The 22,725-nt window shown below is 47.9% G+C and carries 21 protein-coding genes and 1 tRNA gene; 11 read left to right on the top strand and 11 right to left on the bottom strand.

Translation table 11 applies throughout. The features are described from left to right. Positions 1 to 375: 375 nt before the first annotated feature. The gene (locus AC4IE7_RS00985) at positions 376 to 585 is read left to right on the top strand and encodes a hypothetical protein (RefSeq protein ID WP_490774933.1); all 210 of its coding nucleotides are present in this window, start codon (positions 376 to 378) and stop codon (positions 583 to 585) included. On the opposite strand, the gene AC4IE7_RS00990 is transcribed toward AC4IE7_RS00985, so the two are convergent. After that, a tRNA-Arg gene (locus AC4IE7_RS00990) sits at positions 564 to 640 on the bottom strand. The genes AC4IE7_RS00985 and AC4IE7_RS00990 overlap by 22 nt on opposite strands. Before the next feature lie 180 nt (positions 641 to 820). On the opposite strand from AC4IE7_RS00990, the gene AC4IE7_RS00995 reads away from it, so the two are divergent. Beyond that, positions 821 to 1,330: a c-type cytochrome gene (locus tag AC4IE7_RS00995; RefSeq protein ID WP_490774934.1), complete on the top strand. Its 510-nt coding sequence runs from the start codon at positions 821 to 823 to the stop codon at positions 1,328 to 1,330. 42 nt (positions 1,331 to 1,372) lie between these two features. Here AC4IE7_RS00995 and rep read toward each other — a convergent pair whose 3' ends face one another. Next, on the bottom strand, positions 1,373 to 3,376 hold the full coding sequence (rep, locus tag AC4IE7_RS01000; protein ID WP_490774935.1) for a DNA helicase Rep: 2,004 nt from the start codon (positions 3,374 to 3,376) through the stop codon (positions 1,373 to 1,375). Positions 3,377 to 3,795: 419 nt separating this feature from the next. On the opposite strand from rep, the gene AC4IE7_RS01005 reads away from it, so the two are divergent. Genes AC4IE7_RS01005 through AC4IE7_RS01020 form a run of 4 tightly spaced genes read left to right on the top strand, consistent with a single transcriptional unit; the run spans position 3,796 to position 6,840 of the window. Next, entirely contained in the window at positions 3,796 to 4,518 is a 723-nt protein-coding gene (locus tag AC4IE7_RS01005) for an LOG family protein (RefSeq protein WP_490774936.1), read from the top strand. 36 nt (positions 4,519 to 4,554) lie between these two features. Further along, positions 4,555 to 4,902 (top strand): DUF2782 domain-containing protein, encoded by a 348-nt coding sequence (locus tag AC4IE7_RS01010; RefSeq protein ID WP_490774937.1) that lies wholly within the window; start codon positions 4,555 to 4,557, stop codon positions 4,900 to 4,902. A gap of 10 nt (positions 4,903 to 4,912) precedes the next feature. Beyond that, positions 4,913 to 5,461 (top strand): TRAP transporter small permease subunit, encoded by a 549-nt coding sequence (locus AC4IE7_RS01015; RefSeq protein ID WP_490774938.1) that lies wholly within the window; start codon positions 4,913 to 4,915, stop codon positions 5,459 to 5,461. Continuing rightward, positions 5,461 to 6,840 (top strand): TRAP transporter large permease, encoded by a 1,380-nt coding sequence (locus AC4IE7_RS01020; RefSeq protein ID WP_490774939.1) that lies wholly within the window; start codon positions 5,461 to 5,463, stop codon positions 6,838 to 6,840. The genes AC4IE7_RS01015 and AC4IE7_RS01020 overlap by 1 nt, the downstream gene beginning before the upstream one ends. 80 nt (positions 6,841 to 6,920) lie before the next feature. On the opposite strand, the gene AC4IE7_RS01025 is transcribed toward AC4IE7_RS01020, so the two are convergent. Beyond that, positions 6,921 to 9,413: an EAL domain-containing protein gene (locus tag AC4IE7_RS01025; RefSeq protein ID WP_490774940.1), complete on the bottom strand. Its 2,493-nt coding sequence runs from the start codon at positions 9,411 to 9,413 to the stop codon at positions 6,921 to 6,923. Then, positions 9,413 to 9,865, bottom strand: a complete 453-nt coding sequence (locus AC4IE7_RS01030; protein ID WP_490774941.1) for a response regulator — start codon at positions 9,863 to 9,865, stop codon at positions 9,413 to 9,415. Before AC4IE7_RS01030 ends, AC4IE7_RS01025 begins: the two co-directional genes overlap by 1 nt. A 310-nt stretch (positions 9,866 to 10,175) precedes the next feature. Here AC4IE7_RS01030 and AC4IE7_RS01035 point away from each other — a divergent pair, with 310 nt between their 5' ends. Then, a complete protein-coding gene (locus AC4IE7_RS01035) occupies positions 10,176 to 12,584 on the top strand; it encodes a cache domain-containing protein (protein WP_490774942.1) in 2,409 nt (802 codons plus the stop codon). A gap of 444 nt (positions 12,585 to 13,028) precedes the next feature. Here the strand turns inward: AC4IE7_RS01035 and rdgB are convergent, their stop codons facing one another. From rdgB to AC4IE7_RS01055, 4 genes are all read right to left on the bottom strand, one after another. Then, the gene (gene rdgB / locus AC4IE7_RS01040; protein ID WP_490774943.1) at positions 13,029 to 13,637 is read right to left on the bottom strand and encodes an RdgB/HAM1 family non-canonical purine NTP pyrophosphatase; all 609 of its coding nucleotides are present in this window, start codon (positions 13,635 to 13,637) and stop codon (positions 13,029 to 13,031) included. 284 nt (positions 13,638 to 13,921) lie between these two features. Continuing rightward, a complete protein-coding gene (gene rph, locus AC4IE7_RS01045; protein ID WP_490774944.1) occupies positions 13,922 to 14,638 on the bottom strand; it encodes a ribonuclease PH in 717 nt (238 codons plus the stop codon). Between the two features lie 197 nt (positions 14,639 to 14,835). Next, positions 14,836 to 15,528 carry an SOS response-associated peptidase gene (locus AC4IE7_RS01050; RefSeq protein WP_490774945.1) on the bottom strand — a complete coding sequence of 231 codons (693 nt, stop codon included), beginning with the start codon at positions 15,526 to 15,528 and terminating at the stop codon, positions 14,836 to 14,838. A 115-nt stretch (positions 15,529 to 15,643) separates the two neighbouring features. Beyond that, entirely contained in the window at positions 15,644 to 17,125 is a 1,482-nt protein-coding gene (locus tag AC4IE7_RS01055; RefSeq protein WP_490774946.1) for a helicase HerA-like domain-containing protein, read from the bottom strand. A gap of 213 nt (positions 17,126 to 17,338) precedes the next feature. Here AC4IE7_RS01055 and AC4IE7_RS01060 point away from each other — a divergent pair, with 213 nt between their 5' ends. Genes AC4IE7_RS01060 through AC4IE7_RS01070 form a run of 3 tightly spaced genes read left to right on the top strand, consistent with a single transcriptional unit; the run spans position 17,339 to position 18,967 of the window. After that, positions 17,339 to 17,731, top strand: a complete 393-nt coding sequence (locus AC4IE7_RS01060) for a DUF2780 domain-containing protein (RefSeq protein WP_490774947.1) — start codon at positions 17,339 to 17,341, stop codon at positions 17,729 to 17,731. Positions 17,732 to 17,741: 10 nt separating this feature from the next. After that, on the top strand, positions 17,742 to 18,659 hold the full coding sequence (gene ypfJ, locus AC4IE7_RS01065) for a KPN_02809 family neutral zinc metallopeptidase (protein ID WP_490774948.1): 918 nt from the start codon (positions 17,742 to 17,744) through the stop codon (positions 18,657 to 18,659). A gap of 17 nt (positions 18,660 to 18,676) precedes the next feature. Then, the gene (locus AC4IE7_RS01070; protein ID WP_490774949.1) at positions 18,677 to 18,967 is read left to right on the top strand and encodes a GlsB/YeaQ/YmgE family stress response membrane protein; all 291 of its coding nucleotides are present in this window, start codon (positions 18,677 to 18,679) and stop codon (positions 18,965 to 18,967) included. 40 nt (positions 18,968 to 19,007) lie between these two features. On the opposite strand, the gene AC4IE7_RS01075 is transcribed toward AC4IE7_RS01070, so the two are convergent. Both AC4IE7_RS01075 and AC4IE7_RS01080 read right to left on the bottom strand, forming a co-directional pair. Continuing rightward, positions 19,008 to 19,895 (bottom strand): PP2C family protein-serine/threonine phosphatase, encoded by an 888-nt coding sequence (locus AC4IE7_RS01075; protein ID WP_490774950.1) that lies wholly within the window; start codon positions 19,893 to 19,895, stop codon positions 19,008 to 19,010. Beyond that, positions 19,892 to 20,821 carry a serine/threonine protein kinase gene (locus AC4IE7_RS01080; RefSeq protein ID WP_490774951.1) on the bottom strand — a complete coding sequence of 310 codons (930 nt, stop codon included), beginning with the start codon at positions 20,819 to 20,821 and terminating at the stop codon, positions 19,892 to 19,894. The genes AC4IE7_RS01075 and AC4IE7_RS01080 overlap by 4 nt, the downstream gene beginning before the upstream one ends. A 352-nt stretch (positions 20,822 to 21,173) precedes the next feature. Here AC4IE7_RS01080 and AC4IE7_RS01085 point away from each other — a divergent pair, with 352 nt between their 5' ends. Continuing rightward, positions 21,174 to 22,046: a YicC/YloC family endoribonuclease gene (locus AC4IE7_RS01085; protein WP_490774952.1), complete on the top strand. Its 873-nt coding sequence runs from the start codon at positions 21,174 to 21,176 to the stop codon at positions 22,044 to 22,046. Between the two features lie 206 nt (positions 22,047 to 22,252). Here AC4IE7_RS01085 and AC4IE7_RS01090 read toward each other — a convergent pair whose 3' ends face one another. Continuing rightward, positions 22,253 to 22,447 carry a CopG family ribbon-helix-helix protein gene (locus AC4IE7_RS01090; protein ID WP_490774953.1) on the bottom strand — a complete coding sequence of 65 codons (195 nt, stop codon included), beginning with the start codon at positions 22,445 to 22,447 and terminating at the stop codon, positions 22,253 to 22,255. Positions 22,448 to 22,725 lie beyond the last annotated feature (278 nt).

Genomic DNA, 22,725 nt, shown 5'->3' on the forward strand with positions numbered 1-22,725 from the left:
GCGTAATCCGGGGAGTCGGAGTGTGGATTAGGTTCCCCCCTTCCGAACAGTCTTACTATGTAGCCTGGATGAAGCGGTGTCTATTCCTGGGGCATGGAACCCGGATTCCGTTGCACTTCATCCAGGCTACACCGGTTTGGGTTGGGTAGAGCGCAATCCGGGGAGTCGGAGTGTGGATTAGGTTCCCCCCTTCCGAACAGTCTTACTATGTAGCCTGGATGAAGCGGTGTCTATTCCGTGGGTATGGATCCCGGATTCCGTTGCACTCCATCCAGGCTACACCGGTTTGGGTTGGGTAGAGCGCAATCCGGGGAGTCGGAGTGTGGATTAGGTTCCCTCTTCCGAACAGCCTTATGATGTAGCCTGGATGAAGCGGTGTCTATTCCGTGGGCATGGATCCCGGATTCCGTTGCACTCCATCCAGGCTACACCGGTTTGGGTGAGTTAGAGCGTAATCCGGGGAGTGTGCATACTGAATTAGCTGCCATCGTTAGTACCAATGAGAAATGCATCGGCCAACCTCAGCTCGAAGTCCGGATTATTTTTTGCGGTGAAAGTGAATTTGGCGCGCCCGACAGGATTTGAACCTGTGACCCCCGCCTTCGGAGGGCGGTACTCTATCCAGCTGAGCTACGGGCGCTTGTGATGCCTGCGATTAGACCTCTTAGGCAGGTGTCGCGGCGAAGCGTAGTTTAGCCCCCTCAAGGGGTGCCGTCCAACCCTGTTCGCTCTTTTTTCTGTCGGCGGGTATAATCGGCGGGTTTTTTGGAATTGCCTGTTACATGGGGCGCAATCGATTGAAATACGGAGGATTATGCCCGTGAGTATCAATGTTGTATCTAAGTCTGGTGTGTTGGTCGGCGTAGCGGCCGCTGCACTTTTGGTTTCTGCCCAGGTTGTGGCAGAAGATCGTGGTGATGTATTGGAGCGCATTGCTCCCATCGGTAAAGTGAATGTAGAGGGTGCTGCCAAACCGGCTGAAGCTGCAGCTCCCGCTGAAGCACCTGCAGTAGCGGAGAGTGCAGCCGCGCCTGCAGCCGAAGCAGCGCCTGCTGCGGCACCTGCAGCTGCTGCTTCCGGTGGTGATCAACTGGCTCTGGCTACCTCCTCCGGCTGTATGGCCTGCCATCAGATCGAGGTTAAGGTTGTCGGTCCTGCCTACAAGGAAGTTGCCGCCAAATACAAGGGTGATGCCGCTGCTGCCGATATGCTGGTGGCAAAGGTGAAAGCTGGCGGCGTGGGTACCTGGGGACAGATCCCGATGCCACCAAATGCCCACATTGCGGATGAGAATATCCGTGCTGTGGTCAATTGGATTTTGACCCTCTGATAATCAGCTCCAGCCGCCGCCATTTGCGGCTGCTGGAGCCGCTCAGTTGAGCATCGATTTGAGATTGGCCAGATGGGCCGATCCTCTCGCCTGTTTCTCTTCTTTGCTGAGTTTGCTGCCACGGCCCTCCCATAACAGGTCATCCTCTGGCAGTTCCTGCAGAAAGCGACTCGGTTCGCTGGCGATCATCTCGCCAAATCGCTTGCGTTTACTGGCGTAGGTCATGGTCAGGGTGCGTTGTGCTCTGGTTATACCCACGTAGGCGAGTCTGCGTTCCTCTTCGATATTATTCTCTTCAATGCTGCTGCGATGAGGCAGTAGCTCCTCCTCCATACCGACCAGGAATACGTGGGGAAACTCCAATCCTTTTGCTGCATGCAGGGTCATCAGGTGAACCTGATCCTTCTGCTCCTCATCATCTTGTCGCTCCAGCATATCCATCAGGGTCAGGTGGTTGACCATCTCAGAGAGGCTCTTCTCCTGTAGTTCGCCGTTCTGTAGTGCTTTTAACCAGTCCATAAGGTCGGTGACGTTTTCCATGCGTCGTTCAGCCACGGCATCGCTGCTGGCATTCTCCTTCAGCCAGTCGAGATAGTCGATCTCCTCTATCAGGCTGCGGAAGGCAGCAGAAGGGTCGGACTCTGCCTTTTGAGTGTAGTGTTGAATCAGTCTTGCGAAGTGTTGCAAGCGTTCGTAGGGACGGGCGCTGAGTTTATGCTGCAGGCCGATTTCATTGCAGGCCGGGAGTAGGGCGCAGCCTCTTATCTGGGCATATTCAGCAAGCTTTTCCAGGGTATTGGGGCCGAGCTCCCGTCGTGGTGTATTGACGATGCGCAGAAACGCACTGTCATCTTCCGGATTGGCCAGCAGGCGCAGATAGGCCATGCCATCCTTCACCTCAGTACGGGAGAAAAAGGAGGTGCCACCACTCAGGAAATAGGGAATATTATGAGTGCGTAGAGCCTTCTCGAACAGTTTGGCCTGGTGATTACCCCGGTAGAGAATGGCGCAATCGCTATTTTTGGCCTTGGCGGTAAACTTTAGATGAATGATCTCGGAGACAACCCGCTCTGCCTCCTGAACTTCATTGGGGCAGACCAGCACTCTCAATTCAGGGCCAACGCCCAGTTCACTCCAGAGTTTTTTCTCAAACACATGAGGATTCTTGCTGATCAGCTGGTTGGCAGACCTTAAAATGCGGCTGCTCGATCGATAATTCTGCTCCAGCTTGATCAGTTTCAGAGTGGGAAAATCGCTCTGCAGGCGGATCAGGTTTTCAGGTCTGGCGCCGCGCCAGGCATAGATCGACTGGTCATCGTCACCGACCACAGTGAATGCGGCCCGCACCCCGGCCAGCAGTTTTACCAGCTCATATTGGGCCTGATTGGTGTCCTGGTACTCATCCACCAATAGATAGCGGATGCGGTTTTGCCACCGCTCCCGTAGATCAGGGTGGTCTTGAAATAACTGCACAGGCAACAGAATCAGATCATCGAAATCAACGGCGTTGAAGGCCTTTAGACTACGCAGATAGGCGGCGTAGAGGTTGGCCTGAGCCACCTGAAGCTCATTTTCAGCCTGTGACAGGGCTTGTTCCGGTGTGACCAGGTCGTTCTTCCAGGCAGAGATCGTCCATTGAGCTGCGTTGATCACAGCCTCATCGCCGAGGTTCTGCTTTCGCAGCAAGTCCTTCAGTAGTGCGGCGCTATCCTGTTGATCGAAGATCGAAAATCCGGGTTTCAAGCCAAGGGTTTTCAGCTCCTCGCGGAGGATGTTGAGACCAAGGTTGTGAAAGGTGGATATCCTTGGCATCTTCTCCGATCGATTGCCCAGGGATTTGGCCACACGCTCTTTCATCTCTCGCGCTGCTTTGTTGGTGAAAGTGACCGCAGCTATGTGTTGTGGATCGTGTCCGCATCTATTCACCAGATAGCCAATTTTGGCGGTGATCACCCGGGTTTTGCCGCTACCTGCACCAGCCAGTACAAGTAGCGGCGAATCGATGTAGTTCACCGCTTGTTGCTGTCTTGGATTAAGGTCTGACATAGATGGCTGGTTTTCCAGAGTGGTCGGCAGAGGCGCAAGGTTACGCAGTGGTGTTATTGATTTCAATACCAGTGTTGTGTTGCTTCTAACCGATCTACTTCAAAATATCTCAGCAACCACTTGTTCGGGCATGGCTTATTTTGCCAACTAAGTTGTGAGACATCATACTTGGACCAGGCGCATCCCTTCTCCTTCCAGGAGAGGCAGGCAACGGGATAAGAGTGGTGAAGTCTCCTATATAGATGGCTTGGCCCTATACAGAGATAAGCAATCGAGACTAAAACACTACCGTTGGGGCTAATGCCTGATATCATCCACTGTGACTGCGGCTTAATCAGTATATTTTTTTAGTCTTCAGGACGGGGTTGGATATAGGCCGAACAGATCTCCCGAAATGAGCTCAAAGTGTAGAGATTTTAATGGCAATAACACAAGATAGGCGCCGCAATCCACGCGCTGGCGCAGAAGGTCAGCTGACCCGTGAATCCTGGCGTGTATTTCAGATCATGGCTGAATTTGTCGAGGGCTTTGAGCAACTGGCTCAGATCAGCCCCTCGGTGAGTTTTTTTGGTTCAGCGCGGACGCCAAGGGATCATCCTCACTACGCTTTAGCGGAGGAGATTGCCCGGCTGTTGTCGGATAGTGGTTTCTCTGTGGTCAGTGGTGGTGGGCCGGGTATTATGGAGGCGGCCAATAAAGGCGCTTTCGAGGGTAAATCAACCAGTATCGGACTGAATATCCAGCTGCCAATGGAGCAGGCTGGAAATGCCTATCAGGACATCGCCCTCAACTTCCGCCACTTTTTTGCCCGCAAAGTGATGTTCGTCAAACATGCTTCTGCCTATGTGGTTCTGCCGGGTGGATTTGGCACCCTGGACGAGATGGCTGAGATACTCACTTTGGTTCAGACGGGGAAAACCCGTAAAATTCCAATTATCCTCGTGGATGGGGAGTTTTGGGGTGGATTGCTGGAGTGGTTTCGCAACACCCTCTGTCCGGCGGGTACCATCGATGTGGAGGATCTCGAGTTGGTGCAGGTATGCGAACAGCCGCAACAGGTGGTGGATGCGATTTTCGACCACTATGAGACTCGGCGTTTCGAGCCCTCTCCCGCTGAGCAGGAGATTCTGCTTGAGCTGTGATTTTGTTGTTAACGACCTCTCCCATGGAGGGAGAAAATGATTGATCATCTGAAAACACCTATCAGAATCCTGTTGTCTGCTGGCTTTTTTGTGGCCCTCTCAGCCATTGCTGAGGATACTGCAGTTCCAGAACCGCCGGAGTTGCCTCTGCCTGAAGTGATCGTCGATGGTGAAGTGATTGAACCTGATGTGACGATCATTAAGCGGGAGGAAGGTACGATTACTGAATACCGGGTAAATGGTCAGCTCTACATGGTGAAAATCGATCCTGATAACGGGCCGTCCTACTACATGAGTGATCGGGATGGGGATGGGGAGTTTGACTCTCGCAGTACCGACCCAACGAATATCTCAGTACCTCAATGGATCTTATTGCGCTGGTGAATGGGGTTCGATGAGTCACTTTGTTGAAATAATTCAAAACCTGGCAAAAGTTTTTGACAGGATAAACGAAGTGTTGGGCCAAGCGGTCTCATGGTTGAGTCTGCTGATGGTCCTGGTAACCGTGACTGTGGTGATATTGCGTTATGTATTTGGAATGGGCTGGATCTGGCTTCAGGAATCGGTCACCTTCATGCATGCAGCCCTGTTTCTGATTGGTGCTGCCTATACCCTCAAACACGAAGGTCATGTTCGGGTCGATATTGTCTACCGAAAATTCTCTGAGCGGGGCAGGGCATGGATCGATCTGATAGGCACCTTGACCTTGTTGCTGCCGGTCTGTCTGTTTATCTTTTTCGTCAGCTGGGACTATGTCTCACAATCCTGGTCTCTCTACGAAGGCTCGCGGGAGGTTGGTGGGCTGGATGGGGTTTTTCTGCTTAAAACCCTGATTTTGGTAATGGCTGCTCTACTGATGCTGCAGGGATTCTCCATAACAATCCGCTGTTTGAGTCGACTATTCGGATGGCATGAGTTGGCATCGACCGAGCTTGAGCGTTGATGGCTGAATATCTTCCTTTGATTCTGTTTCTCTTGGTGTGCCTGGTTTTGTTGCTGGGTTATCCGGTTGCCTTCTCACTGGGGGGTACTTCACTGGCTTTTGCCTGGTTAGGAAGTCAAACCGGTCATTTCGACGATGCTTTCCTGCATGCCTTACCGAATCGGCTATATGGCATCATGACCAATGAGACACTGATAGCCGTGCCATTGTTCGTGTTCATGGGGGTTATGCTGGAGCGCTCCAGAGTTGCAGAGAATCTGCTCGATACCATGGCCAGTCTGTTTGGCAGGTTAAGGGGAGGGCTTGGTATCTCTGTAACCCTGGTAGGTATGTTACTGGCCGCAAGCACAGGCATTGTCGGTGCGACAGTGGTTACCATGGGTCTGTTATCCCTGCCAACGATGCTCAAGCGTAACTATGACCCGGCCATCTCCTGCGGGGTGATCTGTGCAGCTGGAACTCTGGGGCAGATTATTCCGCCCTCTATCATCCTGGTTCTTCTGGGTGATGTGCTATCCGCTGCCTACCAGCAGGCTCAGCTTGATATGGGGATATTCTCACCAGAAACCGTATCAGTGGGAGACCTTTTCGTCGGTGCCTTGTTGCCGGGCTTGATGCTGGTACTGCTCTATCTGCTCTATATCGTTTTAATGGCAGTAGTGAAACCCGATGCAGTGCCCGCCATGCCTGTCGATGAAACGCAAGAGAGAGGGGCCTTACTATCAAAAGTGGTTAAAGTGTTACTGCCGCCACTGTTACTGATCGTAGCGGTTCTGGGTTCTATATTAGGCGGTCTTGCAACGCCTACAGAGGCTGCCTCAGTTGGTGCGATTGGCGCCATGTTGCTGGCAGTTAGCCAGCGGCAGCTTAACCTGAAAACCTTGAAAGAGGTTGTTACCGGCACCACTAAAGTCACCAGTATGGTGTTTATGATTTTTATCGGAGCCTCTCTATTCTCATTGGTTTTCCGTGGCTATGGTGGTGACGATGTTGTAACCGAGCTGTTGACTAATTTACCGGGTGGTGTGGTGGGTGCGATGATTGTGGTCATGCTGGTGATGTTCCTGCTTGGGTTTATTCTAGACTTCATAGAGATAACCTTTGTGGTTGTTCCCATAGTCGGGCCAATCCTGTTGGCCATGGGGCTGGATCCGGTATGGCTTGGTGTAATGATCGCAATAAATCTGCAAACCTCATTTCTAACGCCGCCGTTTGGATTTGCCCTCTTCTATCTACGGGGGGTTGCGCCGAAACAGATCACTACAGGTGCGATCTATCGTGGAGTTGCTCCATTTATCGTTATTCAGCTACTGATGCTGGCTCTACTGGCCTATTGGCCTCAGTTGGCAACCTGGTTGCCAAATGTTGTTTATGGTTAATGTTGAATAGATACTTTATAAGTGATGAAAAGTTAAAGCCTGAAGAATCTATAAGTTCTGCAAATTCTCAGCTCACAGGGTTAGTAGGTGATGCTGTTAATCTCCTCTGCAGGAATGCGAGTCGAGTGAGGTCTTTGTTTCTCGCCTGAGCGTAGTAGATCGGTCATTTTATCAACGTTTTGTGGACGACAAAAATAGTAGCCTTGAACTTGCTCACATCCCAGCTCTCTCAACTGTTGAGCTTGTTCAAGTGTTTCCACCCCCTCTGCAACAATAGTTTTTCCTAGAGATTTTGCCAGATCGGTGATTGCACAGACAATAGCTAGGCTATCTTTATCTTTTGTGATATCCATGATAAATGAGCGATCAAGTTTGATTTTACTGACCGGTAGCTTTTTCAGGTAACTAAGGGAGGAGTATCCGGTGCCGAAATCATCTATAGCTATGCTGATTCCATTATCATAGAGTTTTTGAAGTTGGTAGATTCCAACCTCTGGACGTTGCATAACAAAACTCTCAGTTACCTCTATTTCCAAATGTTCTTTTGGAAAGTTTGTCTCTAATAAAATGTTATGAATCTTATCTGCAAAATCTTTGTGCTGGATTTGTGAGCCTGTCATATTCACAGATATATGTTGAACCGGTAGACCCTGGTCAAGCCAGATTTTGCCTTGAAGACATGCAGTTCTAAACATCCAGAAATCGATTTCCTGAATGGTGCCATTTTGTACTGCCAATGGAATAAATCGGTGAGGTGGGATGGCGCCTTCTTGAGGATGTTGCCAGCGTATCAAGGTTTCACAGCCGATAAGCTGACCAGTATCCAATTGAAACTGTGGCTGGTAATATTGAGAGAATTGATTTTCTGAGAGAGCATTATGTAGTGCATTTTCAAGGAATACATGTTCCAGTGCACTGGCAGTCATTTCCGATGTGTAGAACTCATAGGTGTTTCTGCCATGCTCTTTGGCTCTGTACATTGCTGCATCGGCATTTCGTACCAATGCATCAGAATCGTGTGCGTCATCAGGGAAAATACTAATGCCGATACTGCAGGTTATTAACACTTTGTGATGCATGAGTTCGAAGGGTTGATGAAATGCCCTCATGATCTTATTCAATACATGAGTAATATTCTCCACTGATAATTCGTTTTCGATCATAAGAACGAATTCGTCGCCGCTGATCCTTGCAAGTGTGTCTTCTGCACGTATCAATTGTTGAAGGCGCTGTGATACCTGTTGTAGTAACTCATCACCCACAGTGTGCCCCATACTGTCGTTGATGTTTTTGAACCGGTCCAGATCTATGAACATAGTCGCCACCTGGCTCTTGTTTCTTATGGCGTGTTGTAGGGCTTGATTGAGTCTTGCCTTGAAAAGTAAGCGGTTGGGGAGTTTTGTTAGGGCGTCATGGTGAGCAAGGAAATCGAGGCGCTCTTCGGTGCGTTTGGATTGTGTGATGTCAACAAAAAGACAGACGTAACCTGTTGTTATTTTATTTTCGTCCTTTACAGCGCTAATGGTCATTAATGCAGGATAGCTGTTTCCGTTGGCGCGTTGATTCTGTATTTCACCGCTCCAATATCCATCTGATATCAGTGTTTGCCATATTGAATGCAGAGTGTCATTTGAGTGATCAGCTGACTGTAGAAATCTGGGTTTTTTACCAACAGCTTGTTCACTTGTATATCCTGTAATCTCTTCGAAAGCAGGATTGACACGAAGTATATTTGCATTGGCGTCTGTAATGATCACACCTTCAATAGTACTGCTGAAAACCTGTGCTGCCTGACGAAGTTTTTCATCAGAATTGCGTCGCTGTGTTATATCTATATGGACGCCCAACATTCGTATAACCTGACCATTGGTATCAGTTTTGTAGCTTGCTCTTGCATTAATCCATCTGTAGCCATCAGTTTTGTGATGCATTCGAAATTCAATGTTCCATTGCTCTTCTGGAGTTGTAACAAATAATTTGATAGTAGCTATAACTTTGTCTCTATCTTGTGGGTGTAATAGCTTTTCGAATGTCGAAAAACTGTTCTCAAGTTCCTGATCCTGATAGCCTAACTGTTGTTTCCACTGAGGCGAGAGGTAGAGCGAGTCAGTTTTTAGATTCCAGTCCCAGATGCCATAGTGACTGGATTGCATGAGTAGTCGGTAACGCTCTTCACTGGCTTTCAGATTCTGTTTTTGGCGTTTATCTTCAATTGCACGATTGACTGCTTCTGGTAGTCGTGCAAGACGATCTTTCAGGATGTAGTCAACAGCCCCTTGTTTTAACATTTTTACCGATGCCTCTTCACCGATAGCGCCGGTTACGAAAATAAATGGAATATCCTGTTCAAGGGCTTGTACTGCCAGGAGGGCCTTGAAGCCATTGTAGTGTGGTAGATTATAGTCAGAGAGTATTAGGTCAGGCTGAAAAGTGATCAAAGATTGCAGAAATAGTACTTCAGTTTCTATCCTTTTTATTTCAAATATCAATCCACTTTTACGCAGTATACGTTCAATAAGTTCGGCGTCGAAGGGGTTGTCCTCGAGCATAAGAATCTTAATTGAATGCGTCATCAATCAGCTCTTATTTGAGGGGGTACTCGGTTGACAAGTACCCAGTACAAACCAAGGTCAGATACAACGTGAATAAAATCATTAAATATGACGGGTTTGGGTACAAAGCTGTTTATACCGAGTCGATATGTGTTTACAAGATCCTTGTCCTCTTTAGAAGAAGTTAGTACTACAACTGGTATGTCGCGCGTCTTTTCATTACTACGGATTTCTGTCAGTACCTGAATACCATCAAGCTTTGGTAACCTTAAATCAAGTAAAATAACTCGTGGAAGTTCAGGGTTTCGGTCGGAATAGGTATCTCGAAAGAAGATATAATCAAGTGCCTCTACACCATCTTTAACCCAGTGTAATCTATTCGCAAGACGGTGTCTTTTTAGTGCATGGATTGCCAGTTCCGCATCATTGGGATTATCTTCAACCAGTAAAATGTCAACTATAGTGTCCTTCATAACTAATACAGAAGTTCCTTTGAAATGGTGAAATCCTTTATAGTAAATTACTAAGAGTAGATTAGATTTTGCTTAGAGGGAGAAGTTACCCTTGTAGGAAATTGGCATAAATACTCCATTGAGAATAGATATTACTCCATGATTATTAATGGTTATCGCACTACGTGGTAGTTTAGTCGTAATCAGAAGTATATATATTTAAAATTATCCTATGGTTAACATCTCCAAGTCATAGTTTACTATATAGCTTAAAATATGCTCTAAAGATAGCATTGAAGCGTAATCAAGGATTAACAGGATTTCAGGAGATATGATGATCCCTGTACCAAGGAAACTGAGTTGGTTCATTCCTACAACATATTTTCTAATTGTTCTGCTGCCGTTGCTGCTTGTCTCATTGTTGTGGTTAAACAATTTAATGAATATAAACGATATTCAGAAGGATCAGGTTGAACGACGTTTTATTGATCTACACAAACAGATAGTCAAGCATGAGGTCGAACATGTGCTTGCAAAAATAGAAGAAATTCGTAGTGATAGCAGAAAAGAGTTTATGCAGCGAGGCGAAGAGTACCTCTCTATCACGCTACAAATACTACAGGCTCTGGATCAGGATGAGGGTTCATTCAAATCGTTGGATACTCTACGCCATATAGCTCTGGATGAGTTGAAACCAATCCTAGGGTCAAGCCATTTTGATTCAATATTTATTCTTGAGCAAGGAGGCGATGTTCTATTCAGCAGTCGACAAATCCAGAGTAACTATCCGATTAATATTGAACAGAGTTGTATTACAGCGCTGATAGAGCAACCAGGTTCTTCAAAGGTTTGCAGGGTTACTACTAAAGTGAATGAAAAGTATTCATTTATTGTTCAGTACTTTTCTTCATTCGATTTCTTGATTTTAATTGGAATCTCAGATAAGCAAGTCGATGAGCGAGCAAAGCATCGTGCACTAACTTTGATAAAAGATATGCACTACGGTGACCATGATAATGGTTACATGTTCACCTATCAATATGATGGTATCTGCCTGACTCATCTCTCACCAGAGATAATTGGACGAAATATAAGAGAACTGACGAATCTGAATGGTACTGAATTATTTGATCAATTACTCAAGGCGAGTAAACAGGGTGGCGGATATGTAAGTTATAAGTGGGAGCGGTATGAGCAGGAAGGGGATAGCAATAGATTGCAATACTTAAATTCGAAAGAGTCTCAAGAAAAAATTGTATCTCAAGCGAATAAGGTGAGTTACACAATGGCCTATCCTGACTGGGAGTGGATTATAGGTACAGGGTTTTATCTTGATGATCTATATGAAGCGCAGCCAATCCAGGACGATTTGGTATCCAATATGTTGAAACAGACCGTACTATATGGTGTGTTGATTATAGTGGCGCTGTATGTGATAACTGCCTGGTTGGTTTTTTTGACTGTCAGAGGATTTGATAAAGAAATCACCCACTTCAGTAAATTTTTCTTACGTAAAGCAGATGAAGCGAAGCCGATTGATGTTCATCAGCTCTATTTTACAGAGTTTAAGGATTTAGCAAGAAGTGCGAATGTAATGCTGGAGTCTAGACAGAAAGCAGAACAAAAACTTATAGATGTCTTCAACTGTATTGATGATGTGATCTATTTGTCTGATCCGGAAACATATGAGCTGTTATTTGTTAATGATGCGTTTAAGAGTAAATTTGGTGAAGATGCTTTAGGAAGAAAGTGTTATAGAATGCTACAGGGTAAAGATCAGCCCTGTGATTTTTGTACTAATCATTTAATATTTGGAGCTAACTTAGGCAATGTTCATGTTTGGGAATTCGAGAATGTACAAGATAAAAGATGGTATAGCATCAACGATCGTGCCATAGAGTGGCATGACGGTCATTACGTAAGATTTGAGCAGGCAAGGGATATAACAGAGCAAAAGTTAGCAGAATTGGAAAGAGAAAGCTATCGTGAGAAATTAGAACTGGCAGTTAAACAAAGAACCACGGAGTTAATGGCAAGAACTGATCAATTGGAGCAAGCCAATCGAGATTTGGAAGGGTTCAGTTATTCCATATCTCATGATCTACGTTCACCATTACGTGCAATCGACGGTTTTTTAACAATACTGAAAGATGAGTATGGGGATAGCTTGGATGATGAGGGGCTAAGACTATTTGGAATTGTTCAGAATAATGCCTGCAAGATGGGAGAATTAATCGATGATATTCTGGCTTTTTCCCGTGCGGGCAGGGTGGATCTTGTTATACAACAAGTCGATATGGAACAGCTCGTTAAAAACGTATGCGAGAGTGTAAAAGAACAATATCAAGATAGTAATATTGTAGTTCATTATAACAATCTGCCTGCAGTTAAAGCAGATCCAAGTGCAATCCGGCAGGTTATATTTAATTTAATAAATAATGCAGTTAAATTTTCAGTATCAAAAGACCCGGTTGTCATCGAAGTTAAAGGTGAAGTACACGATGGTTACATCCGCTACTCGATCAGCGATAATGGTATAGGATTCAGTAATGAGTACAAAGATAAACTGTTCGTAATGTTTCAGCGTTTACAGGGTATGGATGAGTTTGAGGGTACAGGAGTGGGTTTAGCAATAGTTGAACGCTTCATTGCAAAACATGGTGGGCGTGTGGATGCTCATGGCGTCCAGGGTGAGGGGGCAACTTTCAGTTTTGAATTGCCATTGAAAAAAACTGCGTAAAACTGAAGTCTATTCGATGATGGCTGATGATATAGACGCAATGCGTCAGAGCATGCAAGTTATGACACCATCTGTTGCGACAATGGGGCATACAATGAATTGAATGGATGGCGTGAATCGTGGTGTCGACTCCTTTACCAATACTGGTAACTATATATGGAATATGGTCAGGTGAGAATTTATAACAACTATAGATCAAGAGTTGTCATATGCTGTTTATCTAACACTTGGCTGCTAAACTAAATACAGCTGTAGAGCTGGGGCATGGCCCCAGCCTATTCGCTCTACAAGGTTTGTTTTACGGAATACTCTTTATGAAGGGAAAGTATGTAAGGCATTTGTGTGTCTGAAACTTGTGTGACTATTTTTACTGTAGCTCAGTAGTTCATGCCATTACCCTGGTCAAGGTGGGCCTCACTGAGTCGAGTATTTACTATGATACGTTTATTTAGTAAGAGTCTGGAGTAATAATTTAAGGGCTTGCCCTCTGTGACTGAGGCTGTTCTTAGTCTCAGGATCTAGTTGTGCAGAACTGCAGTCGTGGCTAGGTACATAGAATACCGGGTCGTAGCCGAAACCATTCTCACCCTGTGGTTCAAATAAAATACGCCCCTCCCAGGTGCCCTGACAGATGATAGGTGTCGGGTCTTCTGAGTGTCGCATAAAGACCATCAGGCATTGAAAGCGAGCAGTGCGTTTTGCCTCGGGAATCTCTTTCAGATGCTCTAGAAGTTTGTTTAAATTCTCTTCATCGGAAGCCCCCGAGCCAGCAAAGCGGGCGGAGTAGATACCAGGTGCGCCATTCAGGGCATCTACCTCAATACCTGAGTCATCAGCAATAGCTGGCAGTCCACTAAGGCTTGAAGCATGGCGCGCTTTCTTGATCGCGTTCTCTACGAAGCTGAGGCCATCTTCAATCGCGTCAGGAATATTAAAATCCTTTTGCGGTACAACTGTGATTTGCTCACTCGTCAGTAGCTGATTGATCTCGCGAACCTTGCCGGTATTGTTACTGGCCAATACGATCTGTTCGCCTACGTGATGTCCACTCATTTTGCTTAACCTCTCGCCCAATAATTACTATGCTTTGGGCGACTTACCTGAAGACTGTGCTTGGCAGCTTCATATTTTATCACCCTTATATATCTAACGTTCCAGCCTAGCGAATAATCGAAGGGGCGACTTCACATTATTGGTACTATCTGTTAAACGCTGCTCAATGCGGGAGCAAGAACGGGGTATCTCTTTTGAACTCAAACCAGGGAATCTCAGAGCAACTCAGAGGCAGACAATCTCCCGGCCTTGAATCAATCAGAGGTTCCTCAGTCTCTACATCTCTAGGTTGCCAGAGCTTGATGCTGAATTTTGCAGATCTGGTCTACACCCTGATTCGCCAAATCAAGCATTGCATTCAATTCATCGCGACTGTAGGCATTGCCTTCGGCAGTACCTTGTACTTCGATGAAACCCTGATTTTCATTCATCACTACATTCATGTCTGTCTCGGCATTTGAGTCTTCGGCGTAGTCGAGATCGAGCACTGGCGTGCCTTGGTAGATGCCAACAGAGACTGAGGAGACCATGCTCAGTAGTGGGCTCTCTTTCAGTTGGCCCTTTCCGCGGACATGCTCTATGGCATCCACCAGAGCTACGCAAGCACCGGTAATCGAGGCAGTACGCGTACCTCCATCGGCCTGAATGACGTCACAGTCCAGGGTGATGGTTCGTTCGCCGAGTGCTTTTAAGTCAACGGCAGCACGAAGAGAGCGCCCGATCAAACGCTGTATCTCGAGGGTTCTTCCTCCCTGCTTACCCCGGGCAGCTTCCCGTCCCATGCGATCAGTGGTCGATCTGGGTAGCATTCCATACTCTGCGGTGATCCAGCCCTGACCAGCGCCTTTGAGAAACCTGGGAACCGATTCATCCACGCTGGCAGTACATAATACTTGTGTATCACCAAAACAGACCAATACTGATCCTTCTGCGTGTTTTGTGTAGTGGCGGGTTATGCTGATCTTTCTCAGCTCATCAGGCTTGCGTCCGGAAGGTCTCATGTCGCAGGGGGTCTCCTTGGGGAAAATGAAAATTTAGGTGTCTATGAACAAGTCGTGGATAGAGATCTTGATTGCCAATCCGATTCTTGGGGGCGCTATTATGGGTTATAAGGGATTGGATGTCAGCTTAGGGAAATAAGAGTTCACAAATTCAGAAACAATAATTCTAAAAACAGCGCCACTTCAATTGTGCTCGGCTACAAGAGTCTGAATTGATCTGTTTTATCGTAATTTATTATTAAATCCGGATGGTTGTTCCTGGGATTGTTGAGTTCCAGGCTTACTGGGTAGTGCTCGATGTTACCATCTGGCCATGCCCTCAACAGGGGGGTAAGGGACTGCCTGGTTTGGATCTCGGGATTAAGCCAGTTCTCAAAATCATCTGCTGCCAGGATGATCGGCATCCTGTCATGGATGGGAGCGACATCCCTATTCGCCTCTCCAACAATGATCGTACAGGAATCGATCTGTCTGCCTGATGCGTCTTGCCAATGCTCATAGAGACCTGCCAGTGCAAACATCGGCTGTGTGGTTGGTCGGAAGCAGTAGGGTTGCTTGATTCTGTTTTCACTTTTCCATTCAAAGAATCCGCTACAAGGAATCAGGCAGCGTCGGGTTTTAAATGCTGAACGGAAGGCGGGTTTGCTATCGACGGTTTCTGCTCTGGCATTGATGCATTTGTAGCCGATTTTTTCATCTTTCGCCCAGGATGGAATCAAGCCCCAATGAAACCCTTTTATCTCTCTTTTTTGTTGCAGAGAGACCACGGCAAGGATCTCTTGAGCAGGTGCGATGTTATATCTTGGTGTGACAGAGATGAGAGATGATTGAAGGTCAAAGTAGGCTTCAAGCTCCTCCTGCATCACATCAAGATAAAATCTGCCGCACATTGGTTTAACCCGAGTATTTAATCCTGCCCAATAGAATATTAGTAACCGTCATAGGATCCAAGCTACTGCAAATCCGCATCAGAACTATGACTTGCCGAACTTACCGCGCCTCTCACTAGCGTTTACCCATAATTGATCCCAATATTCCTCTGATGATCTGCTTTCCAAGATTTGAACCGATGGCTCGTGCGATCGATTTGGCAAAGGCTTCGCCAACGCCTTGTCTCTTTGAGCCGCCGCTACTGCGTTTACTACTATTGGCCTGTTTTTCAGCAGCTGCTTCGCTGGCTTGCTGCTCACGGCGTTTGATCAACTCTTCCTCACGCTTTTTCAGCAATTCATAGGCGGAGTCCCGGTCGACCAATTCACTATACCTGGATTTGAGCGGTGAGCGATCGATGATCTTTTTTCGCTCCTCTGCAGAGATAGGGCCGAACTGGGATCGAGGTGGGGACATCAGGGTCTTCTCCACCATGCTTGGAACACCCTTCTCATCCAGGGTGGAGATCAAGGCTTCACCCACGCCCAGGTTGCTGATCATCTCTTCAGTATCAAAGGCGGGATTCTCACGGAAGGTTTGTGCTGCTGCTTTGACCGATTTCCTGTCTTTTGGAGTGAAGGCGCGCAGTGCATGTTGAATGCGGTTACCCAATTGCCCGATGACCTGATCGGGGACGTCGTTAGGGTATTGGGTAATAAAAAATACACCAACCCCCTTGGAACGAATCAGTCGCACGACTTGGGTGATCTTTTCCAGTAGCGCTTTTGGTGCGTGGCTGAAAAGGAGGTGGGCTTCGTCAAAAAAGAACACCAGCTTGGGCAGGTCGGCATCACCACGTTCAGGCAACTCTTCCATCAGTTCCGAAAGCAGCCACAGCAGGAAGGTGGCGTAGATACGGGGTGAGTGATAGAGGGTGGTGGCATCAAGAATGCTGACCACGCCCCGACCGGAGAAGTCATTCTGCATCAGATCTTCGATACGAATCGCAGGCTCACCGAAAAAGATCTCTCCACCAGCCTCTTCCAGAGTCAGTAGTCTGCGCAGGATTGCACTGACGCTCTGCCGGGAAACCCGGCCATACTCCCGCTGTAGATCCTTGGCATTATCTGCTACCCAGTTGAGCATGGATCGAAGATCTTTCAGATCAAGCAGTAGCAGGCCTTCGTCATCGGCGAGGCTGAAGGCGATCTGAAGTACACCCTCCTGGGTCTCGTTGAGTTCTAAAAGATTGGCCAGAAGAGTGGGGCCCATCTCTGAGATCGTAGTGCGTACCGAATGACCCTGTTTACCGAATACATCCCAGAACAGTACTGGGCAAGGTTCAAAGTCATGTCCTTCAATATCGATATATTCGAGACGTTCAGTAATTTTGGGGTGAGCCTTGCCTGCACCTGCGAGTCCTGACAGGTCGCCTTTCACGTCAGCGGTAAACACAGGCACACCAAGGCGAGAGAATGATTCGGCGAGAACTTGCAGGGTTACTGTTTTACCAGTACCGGTTGCGCCTGTGATCAGACCATGACGGTTGGCCATGCCGGCGTTTAGAAGAATCTGTCGGTCGCCGTTCCCGCCGAGCAGAATATTGTTGTTTGTCATGGTTTTGGTCCTGATCTGTTAGTTGACAAAGATTTACCTTCTATACTGGTCAATCGCGACAGTTGGGGTAGACTCCGTGAAAGATACGGCTCTAGACGCGCCACACTAGTCTAGCCGCTATACTTATACGCTGATGACAATTCATTGATCAAGCGGGATCACGTATCCTGTAACTTAAATTAGAGTTCTTTGTTTACCTTGGAGGTTAATAAGATGATGGAATTGGTTCAACAATTGGTTGCTGGAGCCGGGGTCAATCAACAACAGGCGGAGGGTGGAGCCGGACTGCTGTTAGGATTGGTTAAGGATCAGCTCTCATCTGGGGATTTCGGCAAGGTTGCAGAGGCGGTGCCTGGCATCGATTCTTTGATCAATGCAGCGCCAAGTGAAGATTCTGGTGGCCTGGGTGGACTGCTTGGTGGTGTAGCCTCAGCGATTGGTGGCGATGGCCTGGGTAACATGGCTGCATTGGCCAGCGGTTTTTCCAAGCTCGATCTGGATGCCGGCATGATCGGCAAATTTGTACCTATCGTGCTCTCTTTTCTTCAGTCGCAAGGTGGTGATGGGGTCTCTTCCCTTGTAGCCAAGGTTCTGCAAGGGGATTAAGGGGTATTCAATGCGCTGGCGAGGTCAAAGGCAGAGTAACAATGTAGAAGACCGACGAGGTATGAGATCACCCTCACCCCTGGGATTGGGCGGTGGAGGGGGTGGATTGCTCAATCTACTGCCGATGGTGTTTAAACTGTTCGGGGTCAAAGGCGGGATCGTTGCCGTTCTGGCATTAGGCGCCTATGGATTACTGAGCGGCAATCTGGGTAGCATGCTCGGCGGCGGCACTGGAGAGAGTCTCTCCACTGGCGGTGGAGAGCCGGTGAAACAGAGTGCTGAGGAGCAGGAGTTGGTCAGTTTTGTTTCTGTGGTGCTTGCTGATACGGAAGCGACATGGCATCAGATGTTCAGCGAAATGGGATCGAAATACGAAGAGCCCAATCTGGTGTTGTTTCGTGGGGCCACCAAAACAGCCTGTGGATTCGGCCAGGCTGCCATGGGGCCTTTCTACTGTCCTGGTGATCACAAGGTTTACATCGATCTCAGCTTTTTCGATGACTTGAAGAAGCGTTTCAAAGCACCAGGGGATTTCGCTCAGGCATATGTAATTGCCCACGAGGTAGGGCACCATGTGCAAACTCTTTTGGGTATCTCCAAAAAGGTACAAAAGGCAAAGGCATCACTGAGCGAAGTGGAGGGTAACAAACTCTCTGTACGTCAGGAGCTCCAAGCCGATTGCTTTGCCGGTTTATGGGCTCATAACGCAGATCGCTCCCGTCAGTTGCTTGAATCCGGGGATATTGAAGAGGGTCTCAGGGCTGCCAGTGCGATTGGTGATGATCGCCTGCAAAAGCAATCCCAGGGGTATGTCAGCCCGGACTCATTTACCCATGGCAGTTCGGCGCAACGGGTCAAATGGTTTAAGGTGGGTTTTCAGAGCGGTGACTTGAATGGCTGTGACACCTTTGCCGCAAAACAGCTGTGAACAGATGAGGTGACGTGATGGGAATCATATCTTGGATTATTCTGGGACTTATAGCCGGTGCGCTGGCGAAATGGATTATGCCCGGAAAGGATGGTGGCGGCCTTATCGTGACCATGTTGCTGGGTATCGCAGGTGCCATACTTGGCGGTTATATCGGTAATTTTCTTGGCATTGGGAATGCCGGAGGCTTGAGCCTTAGTAACATTCTTACCGCAACAGCCGGGGCATTCCTGATACTCTTTGCCTATAGGTTGATTAAGCAGCCAAGTGGTGATGGGAAGGCGGTCGAAAAAAAGAGTGACCTATGAGGAGTGATCCATAGTGGCGTGGCAAAATTGAGCCTGATCATCAATCCTCTTCCAGGTCATCCACCATTTTACGCAGATCTTCTATCGCCTGACTGACGTCGACGTTCTCTTCGGGATGGTCGAGAATACCCCTGTTCTTTTTCGTCAGTGACATGCTTATATCAGCAGGTTCAAGTTTGTTGTTACTCTCCCGCCAGCGCAACGCGACTACAGTGACGTTATCACTCTCAGGTTTGCTTGTGGTCTCAGCACGTTCTGCGAGTTGAGATATGTTATTCAGCAGTGGCCCATTTTTTTTGTAGAACATCTCCACCAGGGGGCGTTCCGGCAGTGGTCCCCAGAATCCGTCACTACAGAGTAGTACGACATCCCCCTGCTTGAGTTCATGTGGGCCACTGAGTTCGGCAACCGGTCTGTTACTGTTTCCACCCAGGCATCGGGTGACATAGTTGCGGAACTTATGGGTATGCACCTGAGCGGCAGAGATAATGCCCTGTTGTCTGAGGTGTTCCACGTAGGAGTGATCATCAGTGCGCAGATGGATGACGCCATCACGCATTATATAGAGTCGACTGTCGCCAATATGCGCCCAATATGCTTTATCTTCCTGGACAAGACAGAGAACCCCGGTAGTTCTTGGTTCGATGGGAGGTTCCTGTCGATCACCAAATGCGGTTATCTGCTGGTGGCTCATCTCCATCAGGCCTGAGAGGAAAAAGCGAGGATTTGATATTGGTTTGCGACTGGTCAGGAAGGCCTTGCGGGCATTGTCCATGAGGATTTGTGCCGCCATTTCTCCCTTTGGGTGGCCCCCCATTCCATCAGCGAGTGCCAGCAATATAGCATCTGGCGCTTCCATCACCAGGGCGCGATCCTGATTCATGGAGCGATTGCCAACCAGGCTGCATTGGGCTGTTTCGTACTTCATATTGCTCTCTTTTCGTCAAACAGCTCAGAAATGGCACTTTCAGTATCAATCGCACTATTATTGTCTTGCAGTGCATTGAGAAGTTCGCTGGCATTTTGTGGCCGCTTCTCATAATCGATCTCCATGGCCCAATCGATCGCTTCAAGCATCGCTGCCGGATATCTTCTGCGGTAGATCCTTGCCGCAGGCTTCAATTTCTCTTTGGCATGTCGCTCAATGGCTGAGGGCGGGGCTTTGCCATCCAGGCAGGCGCGCATGCTTGCGCCAATGGCATAGACATCGCTCCATGGTCCGACATTGCCTGATTGGTAATACTGTTCAACAGGGGAGAAGCCAGTGGTTACGACACGGCCGGTGCGTGTGCCCTCATTGCGCACTTCGTGAACGGCACCAAAATCGAGTAACAGAGGGTTACCGCCGGTACGGAGGTGGATATTGCTGGGTTTGATGTCGAGATGCAGCAGATTACGGGAGTGGATCTGACTTAATGCATCCAAAATTGGCGGAAACACGGTCATGATGAATCTGGTGCTGAGGCTGCCACTACGCTTCTTTATGTAGCTGGCCAGGTTCTTACCACGCTCGTGATCCATTACAAGATACCCCGTGTTGTTGGCCAGAAAGAAGCCTCTTACCTGGACAATATTGGGGTGTCGCAAGGAGGCCAGAACCTTGGCTTCCTGGTAGAACAGGCGCAGGCTGCGATTGAAATTATCGATCTGCTTCTCTTCAAGGGGGACGACTTTACCATTGCTGCTGCGGCGGGCGAGTTTCTTCGGCAGAAACTCTTTGATTATCACTTCGTCCTGAGTGTCTTCGTCCTCTGCCAGGTAGATCAGGCTGAAGCCTCCACTCGCAACGACCTTCATGATGACATAACAGTCAATTTCTGTGCCTTCCGGCATGCTGTCTCGAAGCTTATCCATATAAGATCCGCGAAGGTTCGTCTCGGCTTGTGTCGCTATCCATCATCACACTGATTATAAGGCCTTTTTATAGAAATGCCGCTACTCTCTATGGTTTTGTGTGCCTTTCAGAGTGAAAAGGTGATTTTCATCAAAAAAACAGTAGGCATATAGAAGCCGAACCATGCATAGAGTTGCTGCACACCCAGATTTAGCGGCGTCTCAAGGTAAATCTGAAATCAAAACGCCAATATTGGTATATTTTTGCCCCATAATGTGGCGTATCGCTTATCATAGTCAGACTTTCTTAACGGGTGGTTATGGCTGCGACTTATATAACCACTAAATTGTTTCAACAAGAAAACTCAGGCATATGATTATGATCAGTAGTATGACTGCCTTCGCAAGGGAAGAGTACCGGGGTGACCTGGGAAATATGAGCTGGGAGATCCGCTCGGTTAACCATCGCTACCTGGAGGCTTTTTTGCGTTTGCCAGAAGAGCTCAGGGCTCTGGAGCCTTCGGTCCGGGAGCGTCTCAACAGCCGTTTGGGGCGAGGCAAGCTCGATGTCAGTCTGAAGTTTAAAGCCGGGGTTGCTGCCGATGCCTCTTTACGCATCAACCAGCGTCTGGTGGAGCAGCTAATGGGGGCAGAGCAACAGTTGCTGGAAGCGACTGATCTGAGTCCCAGTATACGATCCGGCGATCTGCTCAGATGGCCTGGAGTTTTGGAAGAGGCGGAGCGTGACTATACGCCGGTTAAACAGCAGGCGATGCAACTGCTGGAGACAGCTATCGACAGTTTGATCGATAATCGATTGCGTGAAGGCGAGCGGTTGGGAGAGATCATCAGATTGAGATGTGATGCTCTGGAAGGGGAAGTGAGCCGGGTGCGAGGTTTGATGCCTGAGGTATTGGATTCTGTGCGCAGCCGAATCAGGGACAGGTTATCAGAGGTGATGGAAGAGCTGGATGAGTCTCGTGTTGAGCAGGAGATGGTACTGTTGGCTCAGCGACTCGATGTGGATGAGGAGCTGGATCGTCTGGAGACCCATATCGATGAGGTGAGACGGGTACTCGAGGTTGATGAGCCGATTGGACGTCGACTCGACTTTCTAATGCAGGAGCTTAACCGGGAGGCAAACACCCTGACCTCAAAGTCGAACAATGTGGAAGTCACTCGCTCTGCTGTTGAGATGAAGGTGCTTATCGAGCAGATGAGAGAGCAGGTGCAAAATTTGGAATAATTATTTTTCTGGCTGCTATTTTTGTTACAGAATTTAGGTTCAAGTGACAGATGACTGAATGCAGGAGAAATATCCAAAGTTCATTTATACCCGGCTTCTTTCTGGGCACGAACGGCGAGGACAAACACAGTATCTATTTCGGCAACGAACCAGTATAGCCTTACATAGCCTTTGGATCGTTGCCCAATAACCAGTTCGCGCAACTCTTACGTAGTTTCTCGACCGATATACGGGTTACTCTCAAGAACGGAGATGGCGCTGGCGATACGATGCTCTTCAGCGTCGATACGCTCGGCTATAGCATCAAGAATCAGGGCATGTGATGTTGATCCCAGGTTCTTTGCTACTTTTGCAAGTCGATCCTTTAGTTCGGCGGGGAGTCGGATGGTGGTGGTAGACATGCTGTTTCCTTGAGCAAGGTGTATCTATTGGGGGGTAGCGCAATTGTGCTACACGCAGCAAGCAGGACTGGAGGATAGGTTTTTTGAAACAAAAAAATCAGTTGTCTACTCCATTCTGTGGCTAACTTGCAGACTTCTCAGAACAACTAAAAAAGCCCCTCTCCCTTTACGGGAGAGGGGTTGGGGAGAGGGTGTACGCGAAGCGTTTCATCTGGTTGAAAGATAAAACCGCATTGATCGTTCATATTTATCTTGCTGATTGTTGGAGAAAATAGGGT

Source organism: Candidatus Thiodiazotropha sp. AKAK3 (assembly GCF_058244645.1).